Genomic DNA, 20,404 nt, shown 5'->3' on the forward strand with positions numbered 1-20,404 from the left:
TTACAACCCTAAGGCCTTCATCGATCACGCGGCTTGGCTAGATCAGGGTTTCCCCCATTGTATAAGATTCCCCACTGCTGCCTCCCGTAGGAGTCTGGGCCGTGTCTCAGTCCCAGTGTGGCTGATCATCCTCTCAAACCAGCTATGGATCGTCGGCTTGGTAGGCCATTACCCCACCAACTACCTAATCCAACGCGGGCCAATCCTTTGGCGATAAATCTTTCCCCCGAAGGGCACATACGGTATTACTCCCAGTTTCCCGAGGCTATTCCGTACCAAAGGGTATGTTCCCACGCGTTACTCACCCGTCCGCCGCTAACCCCGAAGGGTTCGCTCGACTTGCATGTGTTAGGCCTGCCGCCAGCGTTCGTTCTGAGCCAGGATCAAACTCTCAAGTTGAAACATCCGAAGATGTATCCTTGACGTCGAACCTCTGCACATCTGCATCATGACCAATCAAGGCCATGACATCATCTTCTGTCCAACGTGCTTCAGTTGTCGAAACAACAAAAGCCGCCAAACAGTGAAGCTGACACCCAGATCATCGGACCGAAATCCTACTGGGCCGATATGCGTCGGTATCATCGTCGAAACGACCAAACCGCCCGCATATCCCTTCATTCATCAAATTTTCAAAGAGCACGAAGACACAAACAAAGATAGATGAACTCAAGTAGCGAGCCCAGCCTACCATGTTGCCTTCTCTTGTCGCCTGCGAAGCTGCCTTTCAGCGAACCCTGCTTCCCGTCCCTTCCGCTTCTTTCGAACCGTCCGTTTCGGTGAGGCGGTATTTAGGCCGGGGCGCTCGGAGCCGCAAGAGAAAAAACGCACCCCGTCATCATTTTGTTTCAGATCTCAGGTTTACTGGGCTTTTTGAAAGTCTGTCGACACATGTTTCAGCGATCTCTGTGGATAAGTCTCGGGTTTTGTGGATAACTTTCACGCTGCCTTGGCGAATCTCCTTCTCAAACACCGCGATTCTCTCGCGGTGGGCACGAAGGGACGCCATCACCGGCTATGGCCGAGTCGGCCATTCAGCTGGATGCGTCAATCCAGACGCCCAACGCATCGGGTTGCGTGATCTGTTTCCCCATCCCCAGAGCACTTGACGATGTATGGCCTTGGAACACTGCCTGAGCTTGGGCAGGCCCAGGACCTTGGGCATCCGAACTTTTTCATATGAAAAGCAAGGCGCCGCAAATGGTTCGCGCCTAAATGCTGCGCTGCCGCGTCAGATGACGCCTGCCCGTGCGGAAGGCTCGCGAAAGGTTGTTGCGGCATTTCTAAATATCGCTAACACTCGGTCCACTGTACTGGCGGGCTCGATCCCGTCTGACAAAATAACAAACGCTGGGGAGCGACATATGCCCGATCGGGCGCAGCCTGTCCTTGATGTGAGGGGTCTGAAAACTGTTTTCAGAACCCGTGGCGGCGAAATTCACGCCGTGAATGACGTAAGCTTTGATCTTCGACCCGGAGAGCTTCTGGGCGTGGTCGGCGAAAGCGGATCGGGCAAATCGGTTACGATGATGTCGCTTCTGGGGCTGTTGCCGTCTCCGCCAGCCATGAACAAGGGTGGACAGGTGCTGTTCGAGGGGCACGACCTGTTGCGTGTCGAGCCTCAGCATCTGCGGCACGTACGCGGCGGTCGTATCGGTTTCATATTTCAAGACCCGATGACCAGCCTGAACCCTGTGTTTACTGTAGGCTATCAGATCGCCGAGCCCCTTCGCCGGCATATGGGCCTGACACGCGCCCAGGCTGCGATCCGCGCTGCCGAACTGCTGGATCTGGTGGGCATCCCCGATGCACGCAGCCGTCTCAAGGATTTTCCTCACCAGTTTTCCGGCGGAATGCGACAGCGGGTAATGATCGCCATCGCGCTGGCCTGTGATCCCAAGGTGCTGATCGCCGATGAACCGACCACAGCGCTGGACGTCACGATTCAAGCTCAGATCATCGAATTGATCAAGGGTTTGCGGCAAAAACTGGGGATGGCCATCATATGGATCACCCATGATCTGGGCGTGATTGCGGGGATCGCGGACCGCGTGATGGTCATGTACGGCGGCCAGGTCGTCGAAATGGCCCCTACCGCCGACCTGTTCGCACGTCCGCGACATCCCTACACGCAGGCGCTGCTACAAACGATTCCCGCTCTCCGCGGCGCACGCGAGGCCCGGCTGAAGGTCATCGAAGGCCAACCACCCATCATACGCGCGGTGCCGTCTGCCTGTCCGTTTACCAACCGCTGCGTCCATGCCACCCCGCTGTGTGCGCTGGAAAACCCCCGGCGCCGGAACCTGACGCCGGGCCATGATGTGGCCTGCCACCGCGCCGAAGAACTGGCCGTCGTAACCCGAGGGCCTGCCCATGCGTGATGTCACCCCGCCTGCCCTGCGCGCGCTGGTCGAGGTCCGTAACCTGAAGATGTATTTTCCCATCACGGCCGGCCTGCTTCGCCGCAAGGTTGGCGATGTGAAGGCCGTTGATGACGTATCCTTTGCCATCTACGAGGGCGAAACCCTTGGTCTTGTCGGCGAATCGGGCTGCGGCAAGTCTACTTGCGGGCGGGCCATCTTGCGGCTCTATGATCTGACGGCCGGGTCGGTGGTCATTGACGGCAAGGACATTGCAACCCTGTCTGCCAACGAGCTGCGAAAGATGCGGCCCACCATGCAGATGGTGTTTCAGGACCCTCAGGCCAGTCTGAACCCCCGCATGACCGTTGCAGGGATCGTCGCCGAGCCGCTGGAAGAACACACCAAGCTGTCGCGCGCCGACAAATTGGCCCGCGTCTATGAACTGATGGACGCCGTCGGCCTGAACCGCGCCTTTGCGCACCGCTATCCGCATGAGTTTTCCGGCGGCCAACGGCAACGTATCGGCATCGCGCGCGCATTGGCGCTGAACCCGAAGTTCATTGTCTGCGATGAACCGATCGCCGCGCTGGACGTGTCCATACAGGCGCAGGTGGTCAACCTGCTAGAGGATCTGCAGGCGAAGTTCGGCTTGACCTATCTTTTCATCAGCCACGATCTGTCGATGGTGCGCCATATCGCCGACCGGGTGGCGGTGATGTATCTGGGCCGCATCGCCGAGCTGTCGCCGCGCGACGCGCTCTATGCCCGCCCGCTGCACCCCTATGCCGAGGCGCTGCTGTCAGCCGTGCCCGAACCCGACCCGACGCTGGCGCGGTCGCGCCAACGCATCATTCTGCAAGGCGATGTGCCCTCGCCCGCCAACCCGCCAAAGGGATGCAATTTCTGCACCCGCTGCCCAAAGGCGTTCGATCTGTGCCGTCAGGTCAAACCCGAGCTGGCCGAGGTTGAACCGGGCCGCTTTGTCGCCTGCCACCTGTATTCCGCTACAACCGTCGCCGGATCAACCGGCACACCCGAGGCCAAAGAGCACAACCAACAAGGAGTGTCCCTATGAAACTGAAAACCGCCCTTCTGGGCGCCGCCGCCACGCTGGCCTTTGCGCCTGCCGCTTTTGCGGAACGCGGGGCCGATGGCAACGTCAATGTCCTGTATTCACAGGCCGTGTCGATCATGAACGCCTATCTGTCTTCGGGCACCAAGGATGTCGAAGTGGGCTCTCTGGTGCTGGAGCCGCTGGCCGGCTTTGACGAGGAGGGCAATGTCATCCCGCGTCTGGTGACAGAGATCCCGTCGGTGGAAAACGGCGGCATTTCCGAGGATCTGACCACCATCACCTGGAAGATCACCCCCGGCCTGCTGTGGTCGGATGGCACGCCGGTGACATCGGCCGATGCGCTGTTTTCGTATCAGTATTGCACCGATCCTGCCGGTGGCTGTGCACAGGCCGCGCGCTATGAAGGCATTGAAAAGGTGGAAGCGCTTGACGATCTGACCGTCAAGATCACCTGGACCGCGCCGAAGCCGAACCCGTTCACCGCCTTTGTCGGCTCTACCTCGCCCATTCTGCAGGCGGCGCAATTTGCCAATTGCCTGGGCACCGCAGCCCCGACCTGCACCGAACAGAACTTCCGCCCCATCGGCACCGGCCCGTTCATGGTCACCGATTTCAAGGTGAATGACGTCGTCGAACTGGCCGCCAACCCGAACTACCGTGACGCGGCCAAACCGGCCTTTGCCACCATGATCGTCAAGGGCGGCGGCGATGCGGCTGGCGCTGCCCGCGCCGTGATGGAAACCGGCGAATTCGATTACGCCTGGAACACCCAGATCAACCCCGAACTGCAGGCCCAGATGGAACGGGGCGGCAAGGGCGTGTTCGTGTCCGCCTTCGGCACCCTGGTCGAGCGGATCGAGATGAACATGACCGACCCGTCGCCGGACCTGCCGGAAGGCGAGCGCGCGACAGCCGCGCATCCGCATCCGTTCCTGTCGGACATCCGCGTGCGCAAAGCGCTGTCGATGGCAATTGACCGCAGCCTGCTGGTCGAGGTCGGCTATGGCAACGCAGGCCAGCCGACCTGCAACCTGGTGCCGGCGCCCGCGACCTTTGCCTCGCCCAACACCGACTGCATCGAACAGGACATGGACGGCGCCAAGGCCCTGTTGGATGAGGCAGGCTGGACCGTGGGGGCCAACGGCATCCGCGAAAAGGACGGCAAGCCGCTGAAGGTCCTGTACCAGACCTCGGTCAACGCCGTGCGTCAGGATTTCCAGGCCCTGATCAAGGGCTGGTGGAACGAATTGGGCGTCGAGGTCGAGCTGAAATCGATTGACGGTGGCGTGTACTTCGGTGGCGATCCGGGTTCGCCCGACACCTTCCAGAAGTTCTACGCAGACGTTGAAATGTATGCCAACAACTTCGACGGCACCGATCCCGAGCCCTACCTTGCGCAATATCTGTGCGACAAGGCCCCCAGCCCGGCCAACGGCTGGCAGGGTGAAAACGTTAACCGCTACTGCGACCCGGCCTATGATGCGCTGGTCGCCGAACTGGCCGCGACCCGCGATATGGAAAAGCGCGGCGAAATCGCCATCCGCCTGAACGAGATGCTGACCAAGGACAGCTATGTCATCGTGCCGCTGGTGCACCGCGGCCGGTTGTCGGCCCATTCCACCACTCTGGGCGGTGTGGTGCTGAACACCTGGGATTCCGAGCTGTGGAACGCAAGCGACTGGTTCCGCATCAAGTGATCTGACCTCAGGGGCGCGCCGGGCACGAATTTTCTGCGAAAATTCCGCACGGTGCGCCCCCCCTTTTTTCCATCCTCTTCCTCAACCCTCGTGCAGGTCTGAATTTTCGCAGAAAATTCGTGCCCGTCCGACTGTTCAACCGAGGCGTCGCCCATGCTCACCTTCACGATCCGCCGGTTGCTGCTGGCGATCCCGACGCTTTTGTTCATCTCGCTGGTGATCTTCCTGCTGGTCGATTTCGCCCCCGGCTCGCCGATGAGCCAGATCCCCCTGACCGTCCCCCCCGAAGTGCGCCTGAAGATCATCGAGGCCATGGGCGCGAATGAGCCGATCCTTGTGCGCTATCTGCTCTGGCTCAAACAGTTTTTCTGGGTCGAACCGCTGGTCATGATCGACGGCATGTTCGGCACCAGCTATTCCCACGGCATGCAGCGCATTGTCAGCTGGCAGTCGCGCAGCCCGGTGATGGATATCATCGTGCAACGCGTGCCGCAGACCCTGACCGTGGTCGGCTCCGCCTATGTGATCGGGGTGCTGATCGCGGTGCCGATCGGCATCTATTCGGCTTACAAGCAATACAGCTGGTTCGACCAGATCGGCACTTTCATCGCGATGATCGGCTTTTCGGTGCCGACCTTCTTTACCGGCGTGGTGCTGATCCTGGTGTTTTCGGTCAACCTTGGCTGGTTCCCGTCGATCTACAACACCTCGCTGCGGGTCACCAACTGGGAGACGTTTGTGCAGCAGGTGCGGCAGATGGCGATGCCGGTCGCGGTGCTGGCGCTGTACAACGCGTCGCAGATCAGCCGCTACATGCGGTCGTCCATGCTCGACAATCTGGCGCAGGATTACGTGCGCACGGCGCGCGCCAAGGGCATGTCGGAACGGGTGGTGGTGCTCAAACACGTGCTGCGCAATTCGCTGATCCCGGTGGTCACCGTGATTGCCCTTGGCATCCCCACCATTTTCGGCGGCGCGATCATCACCGAACAGGTGTTCAAGGTGAACGGTCTGGGTGCCTTGCTGATCAATGCCATACAGGGGTCGGACCTGCCGATGGTGCAGACGCTGACCTTCATCTTTGCCGTGCTGATCGTGATGTTCAACCTGATTGCCGATGTGCTCTACGGCATGCTCGACCCGAGGATCCGCTATGACTGACACATCTGTCGTTGAGAAACCCCGCAGCCAGTGGTCGGATGTCTGGTCGCAGTTCAAGACCCACAAGGGCGCGGTTGCGGCGCTGATCGTCTTTGTCACGCTGATCCTGTTCGTCACCATCGGGCCGCTGATCTGGACCGTGGACCCGACCTACATCAACCCCAACGCCGCCGAGATGATCCGCACCCGCAACAAGCCGCCCAGCTGGCAGTTCCCGCTGGGCACCGATCAGCTGGGCCGCGATATGCTGGCCCGGATGATGAAGGGCGGTCAGGTGTCCATCGCGGTGGGACTGGTGGCGATGGCGATCTCTATCCTGCTGGGCACGCTGGTGGGGGTTTCTGCCGGGTATTTCCGCCGACTTGACGGGCCGCTGATGCGGCTGACCGATCTGTTCCTCGCCCTGCCCCTGCTGCCCTTGCTGCTGGTGATGGTCATGCTGTTCCGTGATCCTCTTGCCCGCGCCATGGGGCCAGAGGGCGGCACCTTCCTGCTGATCGTCTTTGCCATTGGTGTGACCAGCTGGATGCAGGCCGCCCGCATCGTGCGTGGCGAGGTGCTGGCGCTGAAAGAGCGTGAATTCGTGCTGGCCGCCCGGTCGATCGGCACGCCGTCGCGCCGGATGATCCTGCGCCATATCCTGCCCAATGTGGTCAGCCCGATCATGGTCTCGGCCACGCTGGGCATCGCCTCGGCCATCATCACCGAATCTGCACTGTCCTTCCTCGGCCTTGGCTTTCCGCCCGATTTTCCGACCTGGGGGCGGTTGCTTTTTGATGGGGTGGACTACATCCAGCAGTACCCCGAACGGGTGATCTGGCCCGGCGTCGCCATCTCGCTGACGGTGTTGTCGGTCAATTACATCGGCGACGGCTTGCGCGACGCGCTTGATCCGCGCATCCGGGGGCGCTGAACGGTGCAACTCTTGTCTTAACCGGCCCTCACCCCTTACATAGGGCGCACCAACCCCCGTCAGGCAAACCAAAGGCAGCTGCGTGGACCCGATGACAGATCACAGCCCGGTACATCCCGCGCAAGTGCCGCCGCCCGAGCAGATGGAGGCGCAGGCCGCCCTTGCCGCCGCCTTTCTCAAGGCGCTCAGCCATGAGGGGCGGCTGATGATCCTGTGCCACCTGTCCACCGGCGAAAAGACGGTGACAGAGCTGGAACACCTGCTGGGCAGCCGTCAGGCCGCCGTCAGCCAGCAGCTTTCCCGCCTGCGGCTGGAGGGGCTGGTGTCATCCCGGCGTGAAGGCAAGGCGATATTTTACGCCATAGATGACCAGAAGGTCAGCCGCACCATCGGGCTGATGTACACCCTGTTCTGCGAACCGGAACAGGGCTGACTGCCTTATCAGCCGCGCCCCAGATAGGGCATGTCGCGCGCCATGATGGTGATGAAGGGCACGTTCACATCCAGCGGCAGATTGGCCATATGCAGCACCGCCTCGGCCACATGCACCACCGGCATCAGGGGTTCTGGCCGCATCTCACCGCTGGCCTGCGGCATGCCCGACGAGAACCCGGCTGTCATCTCGCTGGCGGCATTGCCGATGTCGATCTGGCCACAGGCAATGTCAAACCGCCGCCCGTCGACGGCGAGGGTCTTGGTCAGCCCGGATACCGCATGTTTTGACATGGTATAGGGTGCCGATCCGGGACGCGGACGATCAGCGCTGATCGACCCGTTGTTGATGATCCGCCCGCCCTGCGGGCTTTGCCGCCGCATCAGGCCAAAGGCCGCGCGGGCGCACAGGAACATGCCGGTGATGTTCACGTTCGACAGTGCCAGCCAGTCGGCCACCGCAATCTCGTCAATCGGCTTGCCGGGCAAGGACATGCCCGCATTGTTGAACAGCACATCCAGCCGCCCGAAGCGCGCTGCAACCTGCGCAAAGGCGGCGTCGACCTGCCCCTCATCGGTCACATCCGTGGGCAGCACCAATGCCTCATGCGTGCCTGCGGTTTCGCGCAAAGCGTCCTCACGCCGGCCGACCAGCGCCACCTGCCAGCCCGCCGCAATAAACGCCCGTGCCGTCGCCCGCCCGATGCCCGACCCTGCCCCGGTGATCAGAATGCTGCGCTGTGCCATGTGGTCTCCTCCCTGTTACGGGGGCGACCTTAGCGCCCGATGGGCAAGGGTGCCAGAGCGCGCTTAATGCAGGCGGAACTCTCCCACCACATTGCGCCATTCGTTCGGGCCGATCAGCCGCTTGTGGCTGAACCGCACCGAATGCAGCGGGCCTTCGATCTGGTCCTGCCAGTATTCGATGAACTTGAACAATCGCGGATAATCGGGGGCAAGATCATAGTCCTGCCAGACGAATGTGTTCAGCACATTGCGGTAATCGGGCATCCGGTAGACCATTTCCGCCGTGGTCAGCCCATAGCCTTTCAGCATCAGTTCCGTTTCAGTTCTTTCCACCTAACTCTCCTGCATGATCGCCCCCCAAAGGAATCATGCCAGCTTCAGATTAAAAATCAATGATTTCAATTTGTTATCACTGCGCCTCTCCGGCTGCCAAAAGGTGCGGCGTGGCGGCATTGCACCCCACTGCTTGCATGGTGTAAGGTTGCGCCAACAAGATATAGCCCCCCGTAAGGAAGGCCACGGCACCATGAGCGATACGCCCGAAGACACTGATAAAACAGCCGAAAAGCCGGTCCACACCGGCCCGCAGATCGACATCGCCGCCGAGATGAAGACCGCCTATCTGGATTACGCGATGAGCGTGATCGTCAGCCGCGCGATCCCCGATCTGCGCGACGGGCTCAAACCCGTGCACCGCCGCATTCTGTTCGCGATGAGTGAATCGGGCAACAGCCACGACAAACCCTACCGCAAATCGGCCCGCCCTGTGGGCGACACCATGGGGAAATACCACCCCCATGGCGATAGCGCGATCTATGACGCGCTGGTGCGGATGGCGCAGCCGTTTTCGATGTCTTTGAAACTGCTGGACGGTCAGGGCAACTTCGGCTCGATGGACGGCGATTCCGCCGCCGCGATGCGTTATACCGAAGTGCGGATGGACAAACCTTCCGCCTTTCTGCTGGCGGATATCGACAAGGAAACCGTTGATTTTCAGGACAATTACGATGGCAAGGACCGTGAACCCACGGTCCTGCCCGCGCGGTTCCCGAACATGCTGGTCAATGGCGCGGGCGGTATCGCCGTCGGCATGGCGACCAACATCCCGCCGCACAACCTTGGCGAAGTGATCGACGGCACGCTGGCCCTGATCGAAAACCCGGATCTCTCGTCCGAAGCGCTGATGGAGATCATCCCCGCCCCCGACTTCCCCACCGGGGCCACCATCCTCGGCCGGTCCGGCGCGCGCAAAGCCTATCTGGAGGGGCGCGGCTCGGTCATCATCCGGTCCAAAACCCATATCGAAGAGGTCCGCAAAGACCGCTACGCCATCATCATTGATGAGGTGCCGTATCAGGTCAACAAGGCCGCGATGATCGAAAAGATCGCCGAACTGGTGCGCGAAAAGCGGATCGAAGGGATTTCGGCGGTCGCTGACGAATCCGACCGCATCGGCATCCGCGTGGTGATCGAACTCAAGCGTGATGCGACGCCGGATGTGGTGCTGAACCAGCTGTTCCGCTTCACGCCGATGCAGACGAGCTTTGGCTGCAACATGCTGGCCCTGAACGGCGGCCGCCCCGAGCAGCTGACGCTGCGCGATTTTCTCACGCATTTCATCACCTTCCGCGAAGAAGTTGTGGCCCGCCGCACCGCGTTCGAGCTGCGCAAGGCGCGCGAACGCAGCCATATCCTCTGCGGTCTGGCCGTCGCCGTGTCCAACGTGGATGAGGTCGTGCGCACCATCCGCGCAAGCGCCGATGCGGCGGAAGCCCGCGAAAAGCTGATGACCCGCCGCTGGCCCGCCGCCGATATCGCGCCCTATATCCTGCTGATCGACGATCCCAGCCACACCATGAACGACGATGGCACCTATAACCTGTCGGAAGTGCAGGCCCGCGCCATTCTGGAACTGCGCCTGCAGCGCCTGACAGCGCTTGGCGTCAAGGAAGTCACCGACGAGCTGGAAGAACTGGCCGGCAAGATCAAGGAATACCTTGAAATTCTGGGATCGCGCGACCGGATCATGGCGATCATTTCGGACGAGCTGCGCGAAGTGCGCGCCCTGTTCGCCGTGCCCCGCCGCACCGAAATCGTCGACTGGGCCGGCGATATGGAAGATGAAGACCTGATCGAGCGTGAGGATATGGTCGTGACCATCACCTCCGGCGGTTACATCAAGCGCACGCCCTTGGCCGAATTCCGCCAGCAGAATCGCGGCGGCAAGGGCCTGTCGTCGATGGCGACGAAAGAAGACGACGTGGTGACGACGCTTTTCGTTGCCAATACGCACACTTGGCTGCTGTTCTTCACAACCGATGGTATGGTTTACAAACTGAAAACCTGGCGTCTGCCGCTGGCAGGCCGCACCGCCAAGGGCAAGGCCATTGTCAACATCCTGCCGATCCAGCCGCGTGTGTCGATCGCTGCGCTGATGCCGGTCGATGTGCCGGAAGATGAATGGGCCAGCCTGCAGATCGTGTTCGCGACCAGCGATGGCGATGTTCGGCAGAACGACCTGTCTGACTTCACCAACGTCAAGCGCAACGGCAAGATCGCGATGAACCTGCCCGAAGGTGTGTTGCTGGTGAACGCCGCGATTGCGGATGAAAATGACGATGTGATGCTGGTCACCGCCCTTGGCCGCGCGATCCGCTTTTCCACCACCGATATCCGCGTGTTCAAATCGCGCGGATCGACCGGGGTGCGCGGCATCCGTCTGGCCGATGGCGACAAGGTCGTGTCGATGGCCATCATCCGCCACTTCGAGGCGACGCCGGAAGAACGCGAAGCCTACCTCAAGCAACGCCGCCTGATGGCGGGCGCGACAGAGGATGACGCAGAGGCCGATGAAGACGAAGAAACCGTGGCGGTGGGCCAACTTAGCCCCGAACGTTACAGTGAAATGTCAGCCATCGAAGACCTGATCCTGACCATCACCGCAGGCGGCGCGGGCAAGCTTTCCTCCAGCCATGGCTATCCGGTGCGCGGGCGTGGCGGCATGGGCGTGATGGCGATGGACAAGGCGATGCGCGGGGGCCGTCTGGTCGCCAGCTTCCCGGTCGATCCATCGGATCAGATCATGCTGGCCACCTCCACCGGCCAGTCGATCCGGGTGCCGGTCGATCAGATCAGCTTCCGCTCGCGCTCTGCTGGTGGCGTGCGGGTGTTCAACGTGGGCAAAGACGAGGTCGTGGTCTCGGTCGCCCGCGTCGCCGAACAGGCGGATGAATGAGCTTGAGGCCCGGCTGGCGGCGCTTGCCGCCGCCGGGCAGACGGTCACCTACGGTGCCTTGGCCCGCGATCTCGGCTGGCGCATGGGCCAGCTTACCGCCGCACTGGAAGCGCTGATGGAAACCGACGCAGCACACGGCCAGCCGTTGCGCGCATCTTTATGTGAGGCGCGGCTTGGCAACGGCCTGCCCGCGCAGGGCTTTTTCGAAAAAGCGGCAGCGCTGGGGTTTGATGTGTCAGACCCCGCCGGTTTTGTCGCATCGCAGCGGCGCAATCTTTCTGCCCCCGATTAAGAGTTCTGAAACGGTCCGGGCGCTATCCTTTTCAAACGGATGGAGTCGCGGATGAACCTGTATCACTGTATGATCGAACTGCGGCAAGACAGCCGCGCATTGTCTTTCGCCAAGGCGGTTGATGGCTGGATGACCCATCTGCAAACGCGGGGTCTGATCAGCGGCTGGCGGCTGATGCGGCGCAAATTCGGCCTCGCCTCGGGCGCCCACCCCGATTTTGTGCTGGAGGTGGAGGTGCCGGGCATGGCCGCGCTGGATGATGCCTTTGCCGCGCTCGCCGCCGCCGATGATGAGGCGACGCGGCGCTATGACCTGATGCATCAGATGATTGCGCATGTCGATGTCGGCCTCTACCGGCCCTACCCCGACGCCACTCAGCGCGAACGTATCGCGCTGGTGTGACGCGCCCGCTTGAAAGCGGGGGGCGGGCGGGATATCTCCCGCGCATGAACAAAACACTTCACATCATCGGCGGCGGCATGGCCGGATCAGAGGCGGCATGGCAGGCCGCGCAGCAGGGCATCACCGTGGTGATCCACGAGATGCGGCCGAAGGTCGGTACTTTTGCCCACCGTACCGGGCATCTGGCCGAAATGGTCTGCTCCAACTCCTTCCGCTCGGATGATGATGAAAGCAACGCCGTCGGCCTTTTGCATTGGGAAATGCGCGCGGCTGGCGGGCTGATCATGGAACAGGCCGCCGCCCATCGCCTGCCCGCAGGCGGCGCGCTGGCGGTGGACCGTGACCCGTTTGCCCAAAGCGTCACCGCCCGCATTCTGGCGCATCCGCTGATCTCGGTCTCGTATGAGGAGATCACGGATTTGCCGACAGGTGGCCACTGGATCATCGCCACCGGCCCGCTGACCTCTGGTGCCTTGGCCGAAAGCATCCGTGCCGCCACCGGGGCCGAGGCGCTGGCGTTTTTCGATGCCATTGCCCCCATTGTCTATGCTGACAGCGTCGATATGTCGGTGGCCTGGATGCAGTCACGCTATGACAAGGGCGAAACGCCGGAAGAGCAGACCGCCTATATCAACTGCCCGCTGACCCGCGAGCAGTATGAAGATTTCATCGACGCCCTGCTGGCGGCAGATAAAACCGAATTCCATGAAGGTGAAACCGCAGGCTATTTCGACGGCTGCCTGCCGATCGAGGTGATGGCCGAACGCGGCCGCGAAACCCTGCGTTTTGGCCCGATGAAGCCGGTCGGCCTGACCAACCCGCACCAACCCGATGTGAAGGCCTATGCCGTGGTGCAACTGCGCCGCGACAACAAGCTGGGCACGCTGTTCAACATGGTCGGCTTTCAGACCAAGATGAAATACGGCGCGCAGACGGATGTTTTCAAACGCATTCCCGGCCTGACCAACGCCAGCTTTGCACGTCTGGGCGGCATCCACCGCAACACTTTCATCAACTCACCCACGCTGCTGGATGATCAGATGCGGCTGAAATCACACCCGCATATCCGATTTGCCGGGCAGATCACCGGGGTTGAGGGCTATGTCGAAAGCGCGGCCATGGGCCTCTTGGCAGGCCGGATGGCGGCGGCCGAGATCAAGGGCGAAACCCTGCCGCCACCGCCGCCCGACACCGCCACCGGCGCGCTGATCACCCATATCACCGGCGGGGCCGAGGCGAAAACCTTCCAGCCGATGAACGTCAACTTCGGCCTGTTCCCCCCGATTGACGCCAAAGGCGGGCGCCGGGGCCGCAAAACCCGCTACAAAGCCTATACCGATCGCGCCAAAGACGCCTTTACGGCATGGCTGGGCTGACGCCTCCCGCGCAGCGGGGCTTTGTCACCCGCTTCGCCCCCTCTCCCACCGGCCCCTTGCATCTGGGTCATGCCTACTCCGCCATCCTCGCGCATGACATGGCCCGCGCCGCCAGTGGCCAGTTCCTGCTGCGGATGGAGGATACCGATACCGAGCGCAGCAAATATGCCTATGAAACCCAGATCCTCGACGATCTGGCATGGCTTGGCCTCACATGGGATGGCCCGGTGCAGCGCCAGTCCGACCATCTGGCGCAGTATACCGCGCGGCTGAAACCCCTTGCGGAACAAGGCCTGCTCTACCCCTGCTCCTGCACCCGGTCCGATATCCGCGCGGCCCTCTCCGCCCCGCAAGAAGGCACGGTGCACCCGTTCTACCCCGGCACCTGCCGCGGCCGCCCGATGAGCGCGCGCCAGCCCGGCGATGCGCTGCGCATCGACCTTGCCGCCGCCCTCGTCCAGCTTCCGCCCGGGCTTGGCTTCACCGAAACCGGCACCGCCCATGCCGGTCAGCACATCCTCAACCCAACCGATGCCATCACCCGCATCGGCGATGTGGTCCTGTCGCGCAAGGGTGAAGATATCGTCGCCTACTTCCTCGCCTCGGCGCTGGATGATGCCGATCACGGCGTCACCCATGTGATACGGGGCGAGGATCTGTTCGACTTCACCGCGGTGCAGGTCATCCTGCAGCACCTCCTGGGCCTGCCCACGCCGATCTACCACCACCACCGCCTGATCCGCGATGATCAGGGCAAGCGCCTTGCCAAACGCGACGATGCCCGCGCCCTGTCAAAATACCGCGCCGACGGGGCCACGCCGCAGGATATCCGCGCCCTCGTCGGCCTGTCGCTTCATCTTGACTGAAATACTCTCCGGGGGTCTGGGGGTGGAAAACCCCCAGTACACCGCCAGCACCGCAGCGCACCGCCTTACAGCTCAGCCCCCGGCCGCGCCGAAACGCTCAAGAGCCCTATCACATAGCCCGCGACCGACCGGAAGCACACCAGCGTGAACCCAGCCTCTTCAGCCCAGAACGCCGCCGCCACCTGTGCCGCGCGGCTGCGGCGCAGCTCGCCCGGTTCCAGCCGGTCGAAATCCACCGGCGACAGCTTGCGCAGCACCTGATCGGCGCGCGGGCCCTCCACGCGGAATACCGCGCGGGCGTCGGACACATCGACCGCCAGATGGTGCTGACCCTGCAAAGCCTCGGCAATGCCGGACAAAACCGCCGCAACTTCGGCATAAGGCACGATCAGCAGCAGCTCATCCGGGCTCATCCAGCCCGCCGCCCGCGCGCCCTGTCGGATAATCCGGCGCACTGCAGGCAAGGCGCAGCCGGTGGCGGCCAGCACCGCCGCCTCCAGCCCCGGCGTGCCGGTTCTGGCGCGCAGGGTAATCATGCCCAGGGGGCCAATCTCGCGCACCTGCGCGAACCCGCCATAGCTTGCGCCGCCAAGCGCGCTGACCGGATCAGACATTCGGCTTCTCCCCGTCCTTGTCATAGAACACCGGGTTCACCACCCGGGCCTGTGTTACGCCGCCGTCGATTCTGGTGAACTCCACCACCTCGCCCATCCGCGCCGGGCCCTGCCGCAGCAGGCCCATGGCAATGCCGCGCCCCAGCGTCGGCGAGTGGTAGGTCGAGGTGACGCGCCCCTGCACGCGGCGCTGGTTGTTGGCGTTCATCCCCGCTTCGGGAATATAGGCGCCATCTTCGATCACAGATCCGTCCAGCGTCTCGAACCCCACCAGTTTCCAACGGTCAGGGTTCGCAAGGAAGCTGCGTTCCTGCCCGCGTTTGCCCAGAAAATCCGTCTTTTTCTTCGAAATCGCCCAGTCCAGCCCCAGATCCTGCGGAATGATGGTGCCGTCGGTTTCATCGCCGATCATGATGAAGCCCTTTTCGGCCCGCATGATATGCAGCGCCTCGGTGCCGTAAGGCATCGCGCCAAACGCCGCCCCCGCCTCATGCAGCATGGCCCAGAACGCGGCCCCATGGCTGGCGGGAACGGCGATTTCATAGCTCAGCTCGCCCGAAAAACTGATCCGGTACACCCGGCACGGGAAGCCGCCAAGGGTGCCATCAGCCCATTGCATGAAGGGCAGCGTGTCTTTCGACACATCTATGCCGCCGATCGACTCCAGCAACTGCCGCGCATTCGGCCCCACCACCGCGACCTGCGCATATTGCTCGGTCACATTGGCGGTGAAGACCTGCCAGTCCCACCATTCGCATTGCAGCCAGTCTTCCATCCACGCATGAATACGGTCTGCCCCGCCCGATGTGGTGTGGCACAGCCATGTGTCATCGTCGATCCGCGCCACCACGCCGTCGTCGGACAGGAAGCCCTGTTCGTTGCACATCAGACCATAGCGGCATTTGCCGATGGGCAGGCTGCTCATCACATTGGTGTAGAGCATATCAAGGAACCGCCCGGCATCCGGCCCCTTGACGATGATCTTACCCAGTGTGGAAGCGTCAAGCAAACCAAGGGCTTCACGCGTGTTCTTTACCTCACGGTGCACCGCCTGTTCCGGCGTCTCGCCGGGGCGCTGGAAGCAATAGGGCCTGCGCCAATGGCCGACGGGTTCAAAATACGCCCCATGGGCGATGTGCCAGTCATGCATCGGCGTCTTGCGCAGCGGCTGGAAGATATCGCCCCGCGCCTCACCCGCCAAGGCCCCCAACGGCACCGGCGTATAGGGCGGGCGGAAGGTGGTGGTACCGACCTGCGGGATCTGTGCATTCAGACTGTCAGCAAGCACCGCCAGACCGTTGATATTGCTCAGCTTACCCTGATCTGTCGCCATGCCCAGCGTGGTATAGCGCTTGGTATGTTCCACCGATTCATAGCCTTCGCGTGCGGCCAGCTGCACGTCTGACACCTTCACATCATTCTGGAAATCCAGCCACATCTTGGACCGCAGCGCAATGCCTGCGCCTTGCGGCATGATCCAGACCGGCTCCAGCGCGGCCTCTTCCGGCACGGACTGCACCGGGGGCAGATCGTCAGACTCCTGTGCAAAACCAAGCTCTTGCAGTGCGATCTTCACCTGATCATCAGCGTCCGCCACAGCGCTCCGCAGCGCGCCATTGGCGGCCCCAGCGCAGAGCACCATGGCCGATCCATCCTGATGCAGCGGCGGACGGCTGGCATCGGGGCGGAACATCGCCTCATCCTCGTCCCAGATCAGCTTACCGCCGCAATGGCTCCACAAATGCACCACCGGCGACCAGCCGCCGGACATCGCCACCGCGTCGCAGGGCAGCGTCGTGCTGGCCATGCCTTCGCCCGCCTGATGGCAGATCTCGACCGCCTCCACCCGTTTGCCGCCCTTGACCCGCGCAATGGCGCGTCCGGTTTCGACCCGGATGCCAAGCGCGCGGGCGCGTTCCGGCAAGGCCCCGTTGGCAATGGGGCGGGCGTCGATGACCGCCGCCACTTCCAAGCCCGCCTGATGCAGCGCAATCGCAGTGCGGTAGGCGTCGTCGTTGTTGGTGACCACCACCGTGCGGTCGCCGGGCGAGACTGCCCAGTTCACTGCGTAATCACGAACAGCCCCTGCCAGCATCACGCCCGGTATGTCATTGCCGGCGAAGGACAAAGGCCGCTCAATCGCGCCGGTCGCCGCCAGAATCTTGCCCACCCGCATCCGCCACAGCCGGTGCCTTGGCCGCCCGTCGCCGGGGGTGTGGTCGGCCAGTTTTTCATCCAGCAGCACATAGCCGTGGTCATAAGACCCCGCCGCCATGCAGCGCAGGCGCAGGGTTACAGTGTCCATCGCCGACAGTTCCAGCACCGCCGCCTCAACCCAATCGCCCGCAGGCATACCACCCACCACATCGCCATCCACCGGCGCGCGCCCGCCCCAATGGGCGGTCTGTTCCACCAGCCAGACCCGCGCCCCGGCGCGGCCCGCGACCAGTGCGGCCTGCAACCCGGCCACGCCACCGCCGACGATCAGCAGATCGCAGAACGCATAGGCCTGTTCATAGCGGTCGGCATCGCGGTCCTTGGGTGCCGAGCCGAGGCCCGCCGAATGCCGGATGATCGGTTCAAACAGATGCTTCCACGCCGCACGCGGGTGGATGAAGGTCTTGTAGTAGAACCCCCCCGGCAGGAACCGCGCGGCATAGTTGTTCACCACGCCGACGTCGAATTCCAGTGACGGCCAGTGGTTCTGGCTGCGCGCCTCCAGCCCGTCGAACAGCTCGGTCGTCGTCGTGCGCTGGTTCGGCTCCAGCCGCCCGGCCTTGCCCAGATTGACCAGCGCGTTCGGCTCTTCCGCTCCGCTGGCGACAATCCCGCGCGGGCGGTGATATTTGAACGACCGGCCCACCAGCATCTGATCATTGGCCAGAAGCGCCGAAGCGAGGGTATCGCCCGCACAGCCGCGCAGGCGTTTGCCGTTGAAGGTGAATTCGACCGGCGACGAGCGGTCGATCAGCCGGCCGCCGGATTTCAGACGCGTGCTCATGAAAAGCCCTTCCACTCGGGGCGCTTGGCCTTGATTTTGTCGATGATGTCTGCGGGCGGCTCGGTCGTTTGTGCAGGATAGGTGCCGAACACTTCCAGCGTGGCGGTGCAGCGGGCGGCCAGAAACCACTTGCCGCAGCCATAGGCATGCCGCCAGCGTTCAAAATGTACGCCCTTGGGGTTCTTGCGGGCGAACATGTAGGCCTCGAACGCATCATCATCGGACCCCGGCCCGAACCGCTTCAGATGCGCCTCTCCACCGGGGGAAAGTTCGGTTTCTTCGGCGCGCACGCCGCAATAGGGGCATTCGAGGATCAGCATGGCGCACCTGTGAACATGAAAAAGGCGGGCGCTGAACAGCGCCCGCCTTGCAGGAAAGAGAGAGGTTGGAAAGGATCAGTTCCCGGTTGGCGGCGGCGTAGCGGTGCCAGCGTCAGGTGCCGGAGCAGTTGCGTCAGGCGCAGGTGCCGGGGCAGTTGCATCAGGCGTGGTTGTGGTCGGTGCGGTTGCATCCGGGGCTGCCGGAGCGGTTGCATCAGGCGTGGTTGCCGGCACATCGGGTGCGGGAACAACGCCCGGAACGTCAGCGGCTGGCGGCGATTCGATGGTAACGTTGTTGCTGCCTGCGGGCGTTGTGGTCGTGGCAGTGTTGTTCCCGCCGGACAGCATCCAAGCCACGATACCGACGACAATGACGGCACCGCCAAGCAGATAGGCGAACCAGTTGGTCGGCTTGGTTTCGTGGACGTGCGTGGTCGTGTTGGCGTTGGTCGGATAGGACGGGTTTGCGCCCGGTGCACCCGGGGTGGTGTGGGGCGGCGCTCCGAGGGGAGCTGTTGGTGGAATACGCGGGTCGGCCATGACTGGTCCTCCTTGCAATACGTGATTGCAGGACAAACGCAGCTGCCGCCGCTCGGGTTCCCGAAAATTTTGCCGGGCAAAGTCAATGTGCCACCCCGGCTGCCACCGACTCGTCGATGAACCGCCCTTCGCGGAAGCGCCACATGTCGAATTCGGCGGCCAGTGGTCCCGGCTCGCCGCGCGCCATCAGGTCGGCCATCGCCCAGCCGGAACCGGGGATCGCCTTGAACCCGCCGGTGCCCCAGCCGCAGTTGATAAAGCAGTTGCCCAGCGGGGTTTTGCTGATGATGGGTGAGCGGTCCCCGGTCATGTCCACGATGCCGCCCCATTGCCGCAGCATCTTGAGCCTTGAAATCATGGGGAAAGTTTCAACCAGCGCGCGCAGCGTCTCTTCGATGTGGTGGAAAGACCCGCGCTGGGTATAGTTGTTGAACCCGTCAGTGCCGCCGCCGATCACCATTTCGCCCTTGTCGGACTGGCTCATGTAGCCGTGCACGGTGTTGGCCATCACCACCACATCCATGCAGGGTTTGATCGGTTCAGACACCAGCGCCTGCAGCGCCAGCGATTCCACCGGCAGGCGGAAACCGGCCATATCGGCGACCTGGCCCGAATGGCCCGCCACCACGATGCCGAGCTTTTTCGTGCCGATGTAGCCCTTGGAGGTTTCCACCCCCGTCACCTGCCCGTTTTCGGACCGGACGCCGGTGACTTCGCATTGCTGGATGATGTCCATCCCCATTTCCGAACAGGCCCGCGCATAGCCCCAGGCCACCGCATCATGCCGCGCCGTGCCGCCGCGCGCCTGATACAGCGCGCCAAGGATCGGATAGCGCGGCCCGTCGATGTTGATGATCGGCACCAGCTGCTTCACCCGCTCGGGCCCGATCCATTCCGTGACCACGCCTTGCAGGTTGTTCGCATGTACCGTGCGCAGATAGCCGCGTACCTCGTGATGGGTCTGCGCCAGCATCAGCAGGCCGCGCGGGCTGAACATGATGTTGTAGTTCAGGTCCTGCGACAGGGTTTCATACAGGCTGCGCGCCTTTTCATAGATCGCGGCAGACGGGTCCTGCAGGTAGTTCGAGCGGATGATCGTGGTGTTGCGCCCGGTGTTGCCGCCGCCCAGCCAACCCTTTTCGATGATCGCCACATTGCGCAGGCCATGGTTCTTGCCAAGGTAATAGGCGGTGGCCAGCCCATGCCCGCCCGCCCCGATGATCACCGCGTCATAACTGGCCTTCGGCACCGGCGATTTCCACGCGCGTTCCCAGCCCTGATGGTGGGTCAGCGCCTCACGCGCGATGGCAAAGACCGAATAGCGTTTCATGGCAGCATTCCTTCGGACTGGCAGGCAGTTGCCTCTGTCT

18 protein-coding genes and 1 rRNA gene are annotated in these 20,404 nt (G+C 62.6%); 11 read left to right on the forward strand and 8 right to left on the reverse strand.

Translation table 11 applies throughout. From position 1 onward, the window contains the following. A 16S ribosomal RNA gene (locus Q7J44_RS03680) occupies positions 1-399 on the reverse strand; the annotation flags it as partial. A gap of 965 nt (positions 400-1,364) precedes the next feature. Between Q7J44_RS03680 and Q7J44_RS03685 the strand changes: the two genes are divergently transcribed. The 6 genes from Q7J44_RS03685 (at position 1,365) to Q7J44_RS03710 (ending at position 7,642) form a co-directional block, all read left to right on the forward strand. Beyond that, positions 1,365-2,381 carry an ABC transporter ATP-binding protein gene (locus Q7J44_RS03685; protein WP_304878011.1) on the forward strand — a complete coding sequence of 339 codons (1,017 nt, stop codon included), beginning with the start codon at positions 1,365-1,367 and terminating at the stop codon, positions 2,379-2,381. After that, positions 2,374-3,438, forward strand: coding sequence for an ABC transporter ATP-binding protein (locus Q7J44_RS03690; RefSeq protein WP_304877088.1), 1,065 nt, complete (start codon positions 2,374-2,376; stop codon positions 3,436-3,438). Before Q7J44_RS03685 ends, Q7J44_RS03690 begins: the two co-directional genes overlap by 8 nt. Then, entirely contained in the window at positions 3,435-5,135 is a 1,701-nt protein-coding gene (locus Q7J44_RS03695) for a peptide ABC transporter substrate-binding protein (protein ID WP_304877090.1), read from the forward strand. The genes Q7J44_RS03690 and Q7J44_RS03695 overlap by 4 nt, the downstream gene beginning before the upstream one ends. Before the next feature lie 153 nt (positions 5,136-5,288). Continuing rightward, positions 5,289-6,296 (forward strand): ABC transporter permease, encoded by a 1,008-nt coding sequence (locus Q7J44_RS03700; protein WP_304877092.1) that lies wholly within the window; start codon positions 5,289-5,291, stop codon positions 6,294-6,296. Next, entirely contained in the window at positions 6,289-7,209 is a 921-nt protein-coding gene (locus Q7J44_RS03705) for an ABC transporter permease (RefSeq protein ID WP_304877093.1), read from the forward strand. Before Q7J44_RS03700 ends, Q7J44_RS03705 begins: the two co-directional genes overlap by 8 nt. Before the next feature lie 91 nt (positions 7,210-7,300). Further along, a complete protein-coding gene (locus Q7J44_RS03710) occupies positions 7,301-7,642 on the forward strand; it encodes a helix-turn-helix transcriptional regulator (protein WP_304877094.1) in 342 nt (113 codons plus the stop codon). Positions 7,643-7,650: 8 nt separating this feature from the next. Here Q7J44_RS03710 and Q7J44_RS03715 read toward each other — a convergent pair whose 3' ends face one another. Both Q7J44_RS03715 and Q7J44_RS03720 read right to left on the reverse strand, forming a co-directional pair. Beyond that, on the reverse strand, positions 7,651-8,388 hold the full coding sequence (locus Q7J44_RS03715) for an SDR family oxidoreductase (protein WP_304877095.1): 738 nt from the start codon (positions 8,386-8,388) through the stop codon (positions 7,651-7,653). Between the two features lie 63 nt (positions 8,389-8,451). Further along, on the reverse strand, positions 8,452-8,721 hold the full coding sequence (locus tag Q7J44_RS03720; RefSeq protein WP_304877097.1) for an usg protein: 270 nt from the start codon (positions 8,719-8,721) through the stop codon (positions 8,452-8,454). A gap of 193 nt (positions 8,722-8,914) precedes the next feature. Here Q7J44_RS03720 and gyrA point away from each other — a divergent pair, with 193 nt between their 5' ends. From gyrA to gluQRS, 5 genes are read left to right on the forward strand one after another with little or no spacing between them, the layout of a single operon-like run. Beyond that, entirely contained in the window at positions 8,915-11,623 is a 2,709-nt protein-coding gene (gene gyrA / locus Q7J44_RS03725; RefSeq protein ID WP_304877099.1) for a DNA gyrase subunit A, read from the forward strand. After that, positions 11,616-11,915 (forward strand): hypothetical protein, encoded by a 300-nt coding sequence (locus Q7J44_RS03730; protein ID WP_304877101.1) that lies wholly within the window; start codon positions 11,616-11,618, stop codon positions 11,913-11,915. Before gyrA ends, Q7J44_RS03730 begins: the two co-directional genes overlap by 8 nt. A 51-nt stretch (positions 11,916-11,966) precedes the next feature. Further along, entirely contained in the window at positions 11,967-12,317 is a 351-nt protein-coding gene (locus tag Q7J44_RS03735; protein ID WP_304877103.1) for a DUF6614 family protein, read from the forward strand. Between the two features lie 44 nt (positions 12,318-12,361). Next, complete coding sequence (gene trmFO, locus Q7J44_RS03740; RefSeq protein WP_304877105.1) at positions 12,362-13,693, forward strand: methylenetetrahydrofolate--tRNA-(uracil(54)-C(5))-methyltransferase (FADH(2)-oxidizing) TrmFO; 1,332 nt, start codon at positions 12,362-12,364, stop codon at positions 13,691-13,693. Further along, positions 13,681-14,559 (forward strand): tRNA glutamyl-Q(34) synthetase GluQRS, encoded by an 879-nt coding sequence (gene gluQRS / locus Q7J44_RS03745; RefSeq protein WP_304877107.1) that lies wholly within the window; start codon positions 13,681-13,683, stop codon positions 14,557-14,559. The genes trmFO and gluQRS overlap by 13 nt, the downstream gene beginning before the upstream one ends. Before the next feature lie 65 nt (positions 14,560-14,624). Here gluQRS and Q7J44_RS03750 read toward each other — a convergent pair whose 3' ends face one another. From Q7J44_RS03750 to Q7J44_RS03770, 5 genes are all read right to left on the reverse strand, one after another. After that, positions 14,625-15,173, reverse strand: a complete 549-nt coding sequence (locus Q7J44_RS03750; RefSeq protein ID WP_304877109.1) for a sarcosine oxidase subunit gamma — start codon at positions 15,171-15,173, stop codon at positions 14,625-14,627. Next, a complete protein-coding gene (locus Q7J44_RS03755) occupies positions 15,166-18,174 on the reverse strand; it encodes a sarcosine oxidase subunit alpha family protein (RefSeq protein ID WP_304877111.1) in 3,009 nt (1,002 codons plus the stop codon). The genes Q7J44_RS03750 and Q7J44_RS03755 overlap by 8 nt, the downstream gene beginning before the upstream one ends. Continuing rightward, positions 18,171-18,494 carry a sarcosine oxidase subunit delta gene (locus tag Q7J44_RS03760; protein ID WP_304877113.1) on the reverse strand — a complete coding sequence of 108 codons (324 nt, stop codon included), beginning with the start codon at positions 18,492-18,494 and terminating at the stop codon, positions 18,171-18,173. Before Q7J44_RS03760 ends, Q7J44_RS03755 begins: the two co-directional genes overlap by 4 nt. A gap of 75 nt (positions 18,495-18,569) precedes the next feature. Further along, positions 18,570-19,034, reverse strand: a complete 465-nt coding sequence (locus Q7J44_RS03765) for a hypothetical protein (RefSeq protein ID WP_304877114.1) — start codon at positions 19,032-19,034, stop codon at positions 18,570-18,572. 82 nt (positions 19,035-19,116) lie between these two features. Further along, entirely contained in the window at positions 19,117-20,364 is a 1,248-nt protein-coding gene (locus Q7J44_RS03770) for a sarcosine oxidase subunit beta family protein (protein WP_304877115.1), read from the reverse strand. Positions 20,365-20,404 lie beyond the last annotated feature (40 nt).

Source organism: Pseudotabrizicola sp., assembly GCF_030656345.1.
Taxonomy (GTDB): Bacteria; Pseudomonadota; Alphaproteobacteria; order Rhodobacterales; family Rhodobacteraceae; genus Pseudotabrizicola.

Bases quoted from the DNA above. Each gene is read 5' to 3' on its own strand.
- Q7J44_RS03685 (WP_304878011.1), top strand. From the start codon at position 1,365: ATGCCCGATCGGGCGCAGCCTGTCCTTGATGTGAGGGGTCTGAAAACT.
- Q7J44_RS03690 (WP_304877088.1), top strand. From the start codon at position 2,374: ATGCGTGATGTCACCCCGCCTGCCCTGCGCGCGCTGGTCGAGGTCCGT.
- Q7J44_RS03695 (WP_304877090.1), top strand. From the start codon at position 3,435: ATGAAACTGAAAACCGCCCTTCTGGGCGCCGCCGCCACGCTGGCCTTT.
- Q7J44_RS03700 (WP_304877092.1), top strand. From the start codon at position 5,289: ATGCTCACCTTCACGATCCGCCGGTTGCTGCTGGCGATCCCGACGCTT.
- Q7J44_RS03705 (WP_304877093.1), top strand. From the start codon at position 6,289: ATGACTGACACATCTGTCGTTGAGAAACCCCGCAGCCAGTGGTCGGAT.
- Q7J44_RS03710 (WP_304877094.1), top strand. From the start codon at position 7,301: ATGACAGATCACAGCCCGGTACATCCCGCGCAAGTGCCGCCGCCCGAG.
- Q7J44_RS03715 (WP_304877095.1), bottom strand. From the start codon at position 8,388: ATGGCACAGCGCAGCATTCTGATCACCGGGGCAGGGTCGGGCATCGGG.
- gyrA (WP_304877099.1), top strand. From the start codon at position 8,915: ATGAGCGATACGCCCGAAGACACTGATAAAACAGCCGAAAAGCCGGTC.
- Q7J44_RS03730 (WP_304877101.1), top strand. From the start codon at position 11,616: ATGAATGAGCTTGAGGCCCGGCTGGCGGCGCTTGCCGCCGCCGGGCAG.
- Q7J44_RS03735 (WP_304877103.1), top strand. From the start codon at position 11,967: ATGAACCTGTATCACTGTATGATCGAACTGCGGCAAGACAGCCGCGCA.
- trmFO (WP_304877105.1), top strand. From the start codon at position 12,362: ATGAACAAAACACTTCACATCATCGGCGGCGGCATGGCCGGATCAGAG.
- gluQRS (WP_304877107.1), top strand. From the start codon at position 13,681: ATGGCTGGGCTGACGCCTCCCGCGCAGCGGGGCTTTGTCACCCGCTTC.
- Q7J44_RS03750 (WP_304877109.1), bottom strand. From the start codon at position 15,173: ATGTCTGATCCGGTCAGCGCGCTTGGCGGCGCAAGCTATGGCGGGTTC.
- Q7J44_RS03755 (WP_304877111.1), bottom strand. From the start codon at position 18,174: ATGAGCACGCGTCTGAAATCCGGCGGCCGGCTGATCGACCGCTCGTCG.
- Q7J44_RS03760 (WP_304877113.1), bottom strand. From the start codon at position 18,494: ATGCTGATCCTCGAATGCCCCTATTGCGGCGTGCGCGCCGAAGAAACC.
- Q7J44_RS03765 (WP_304877114.1), bottom strand. From the start codon at position 19,034: ATGGCCGACCCGCGTATTCCACCAACAGCTCCCCTCGGAGCGCCGCCC.
- Q7J44_RS03770 (WP_304877115.1), bottom strand. From the start codon at position 20,364: ATGAAACGCTATTCGGTCTTTGCCATCGCGCGTGAGGCGCTGACCCAC.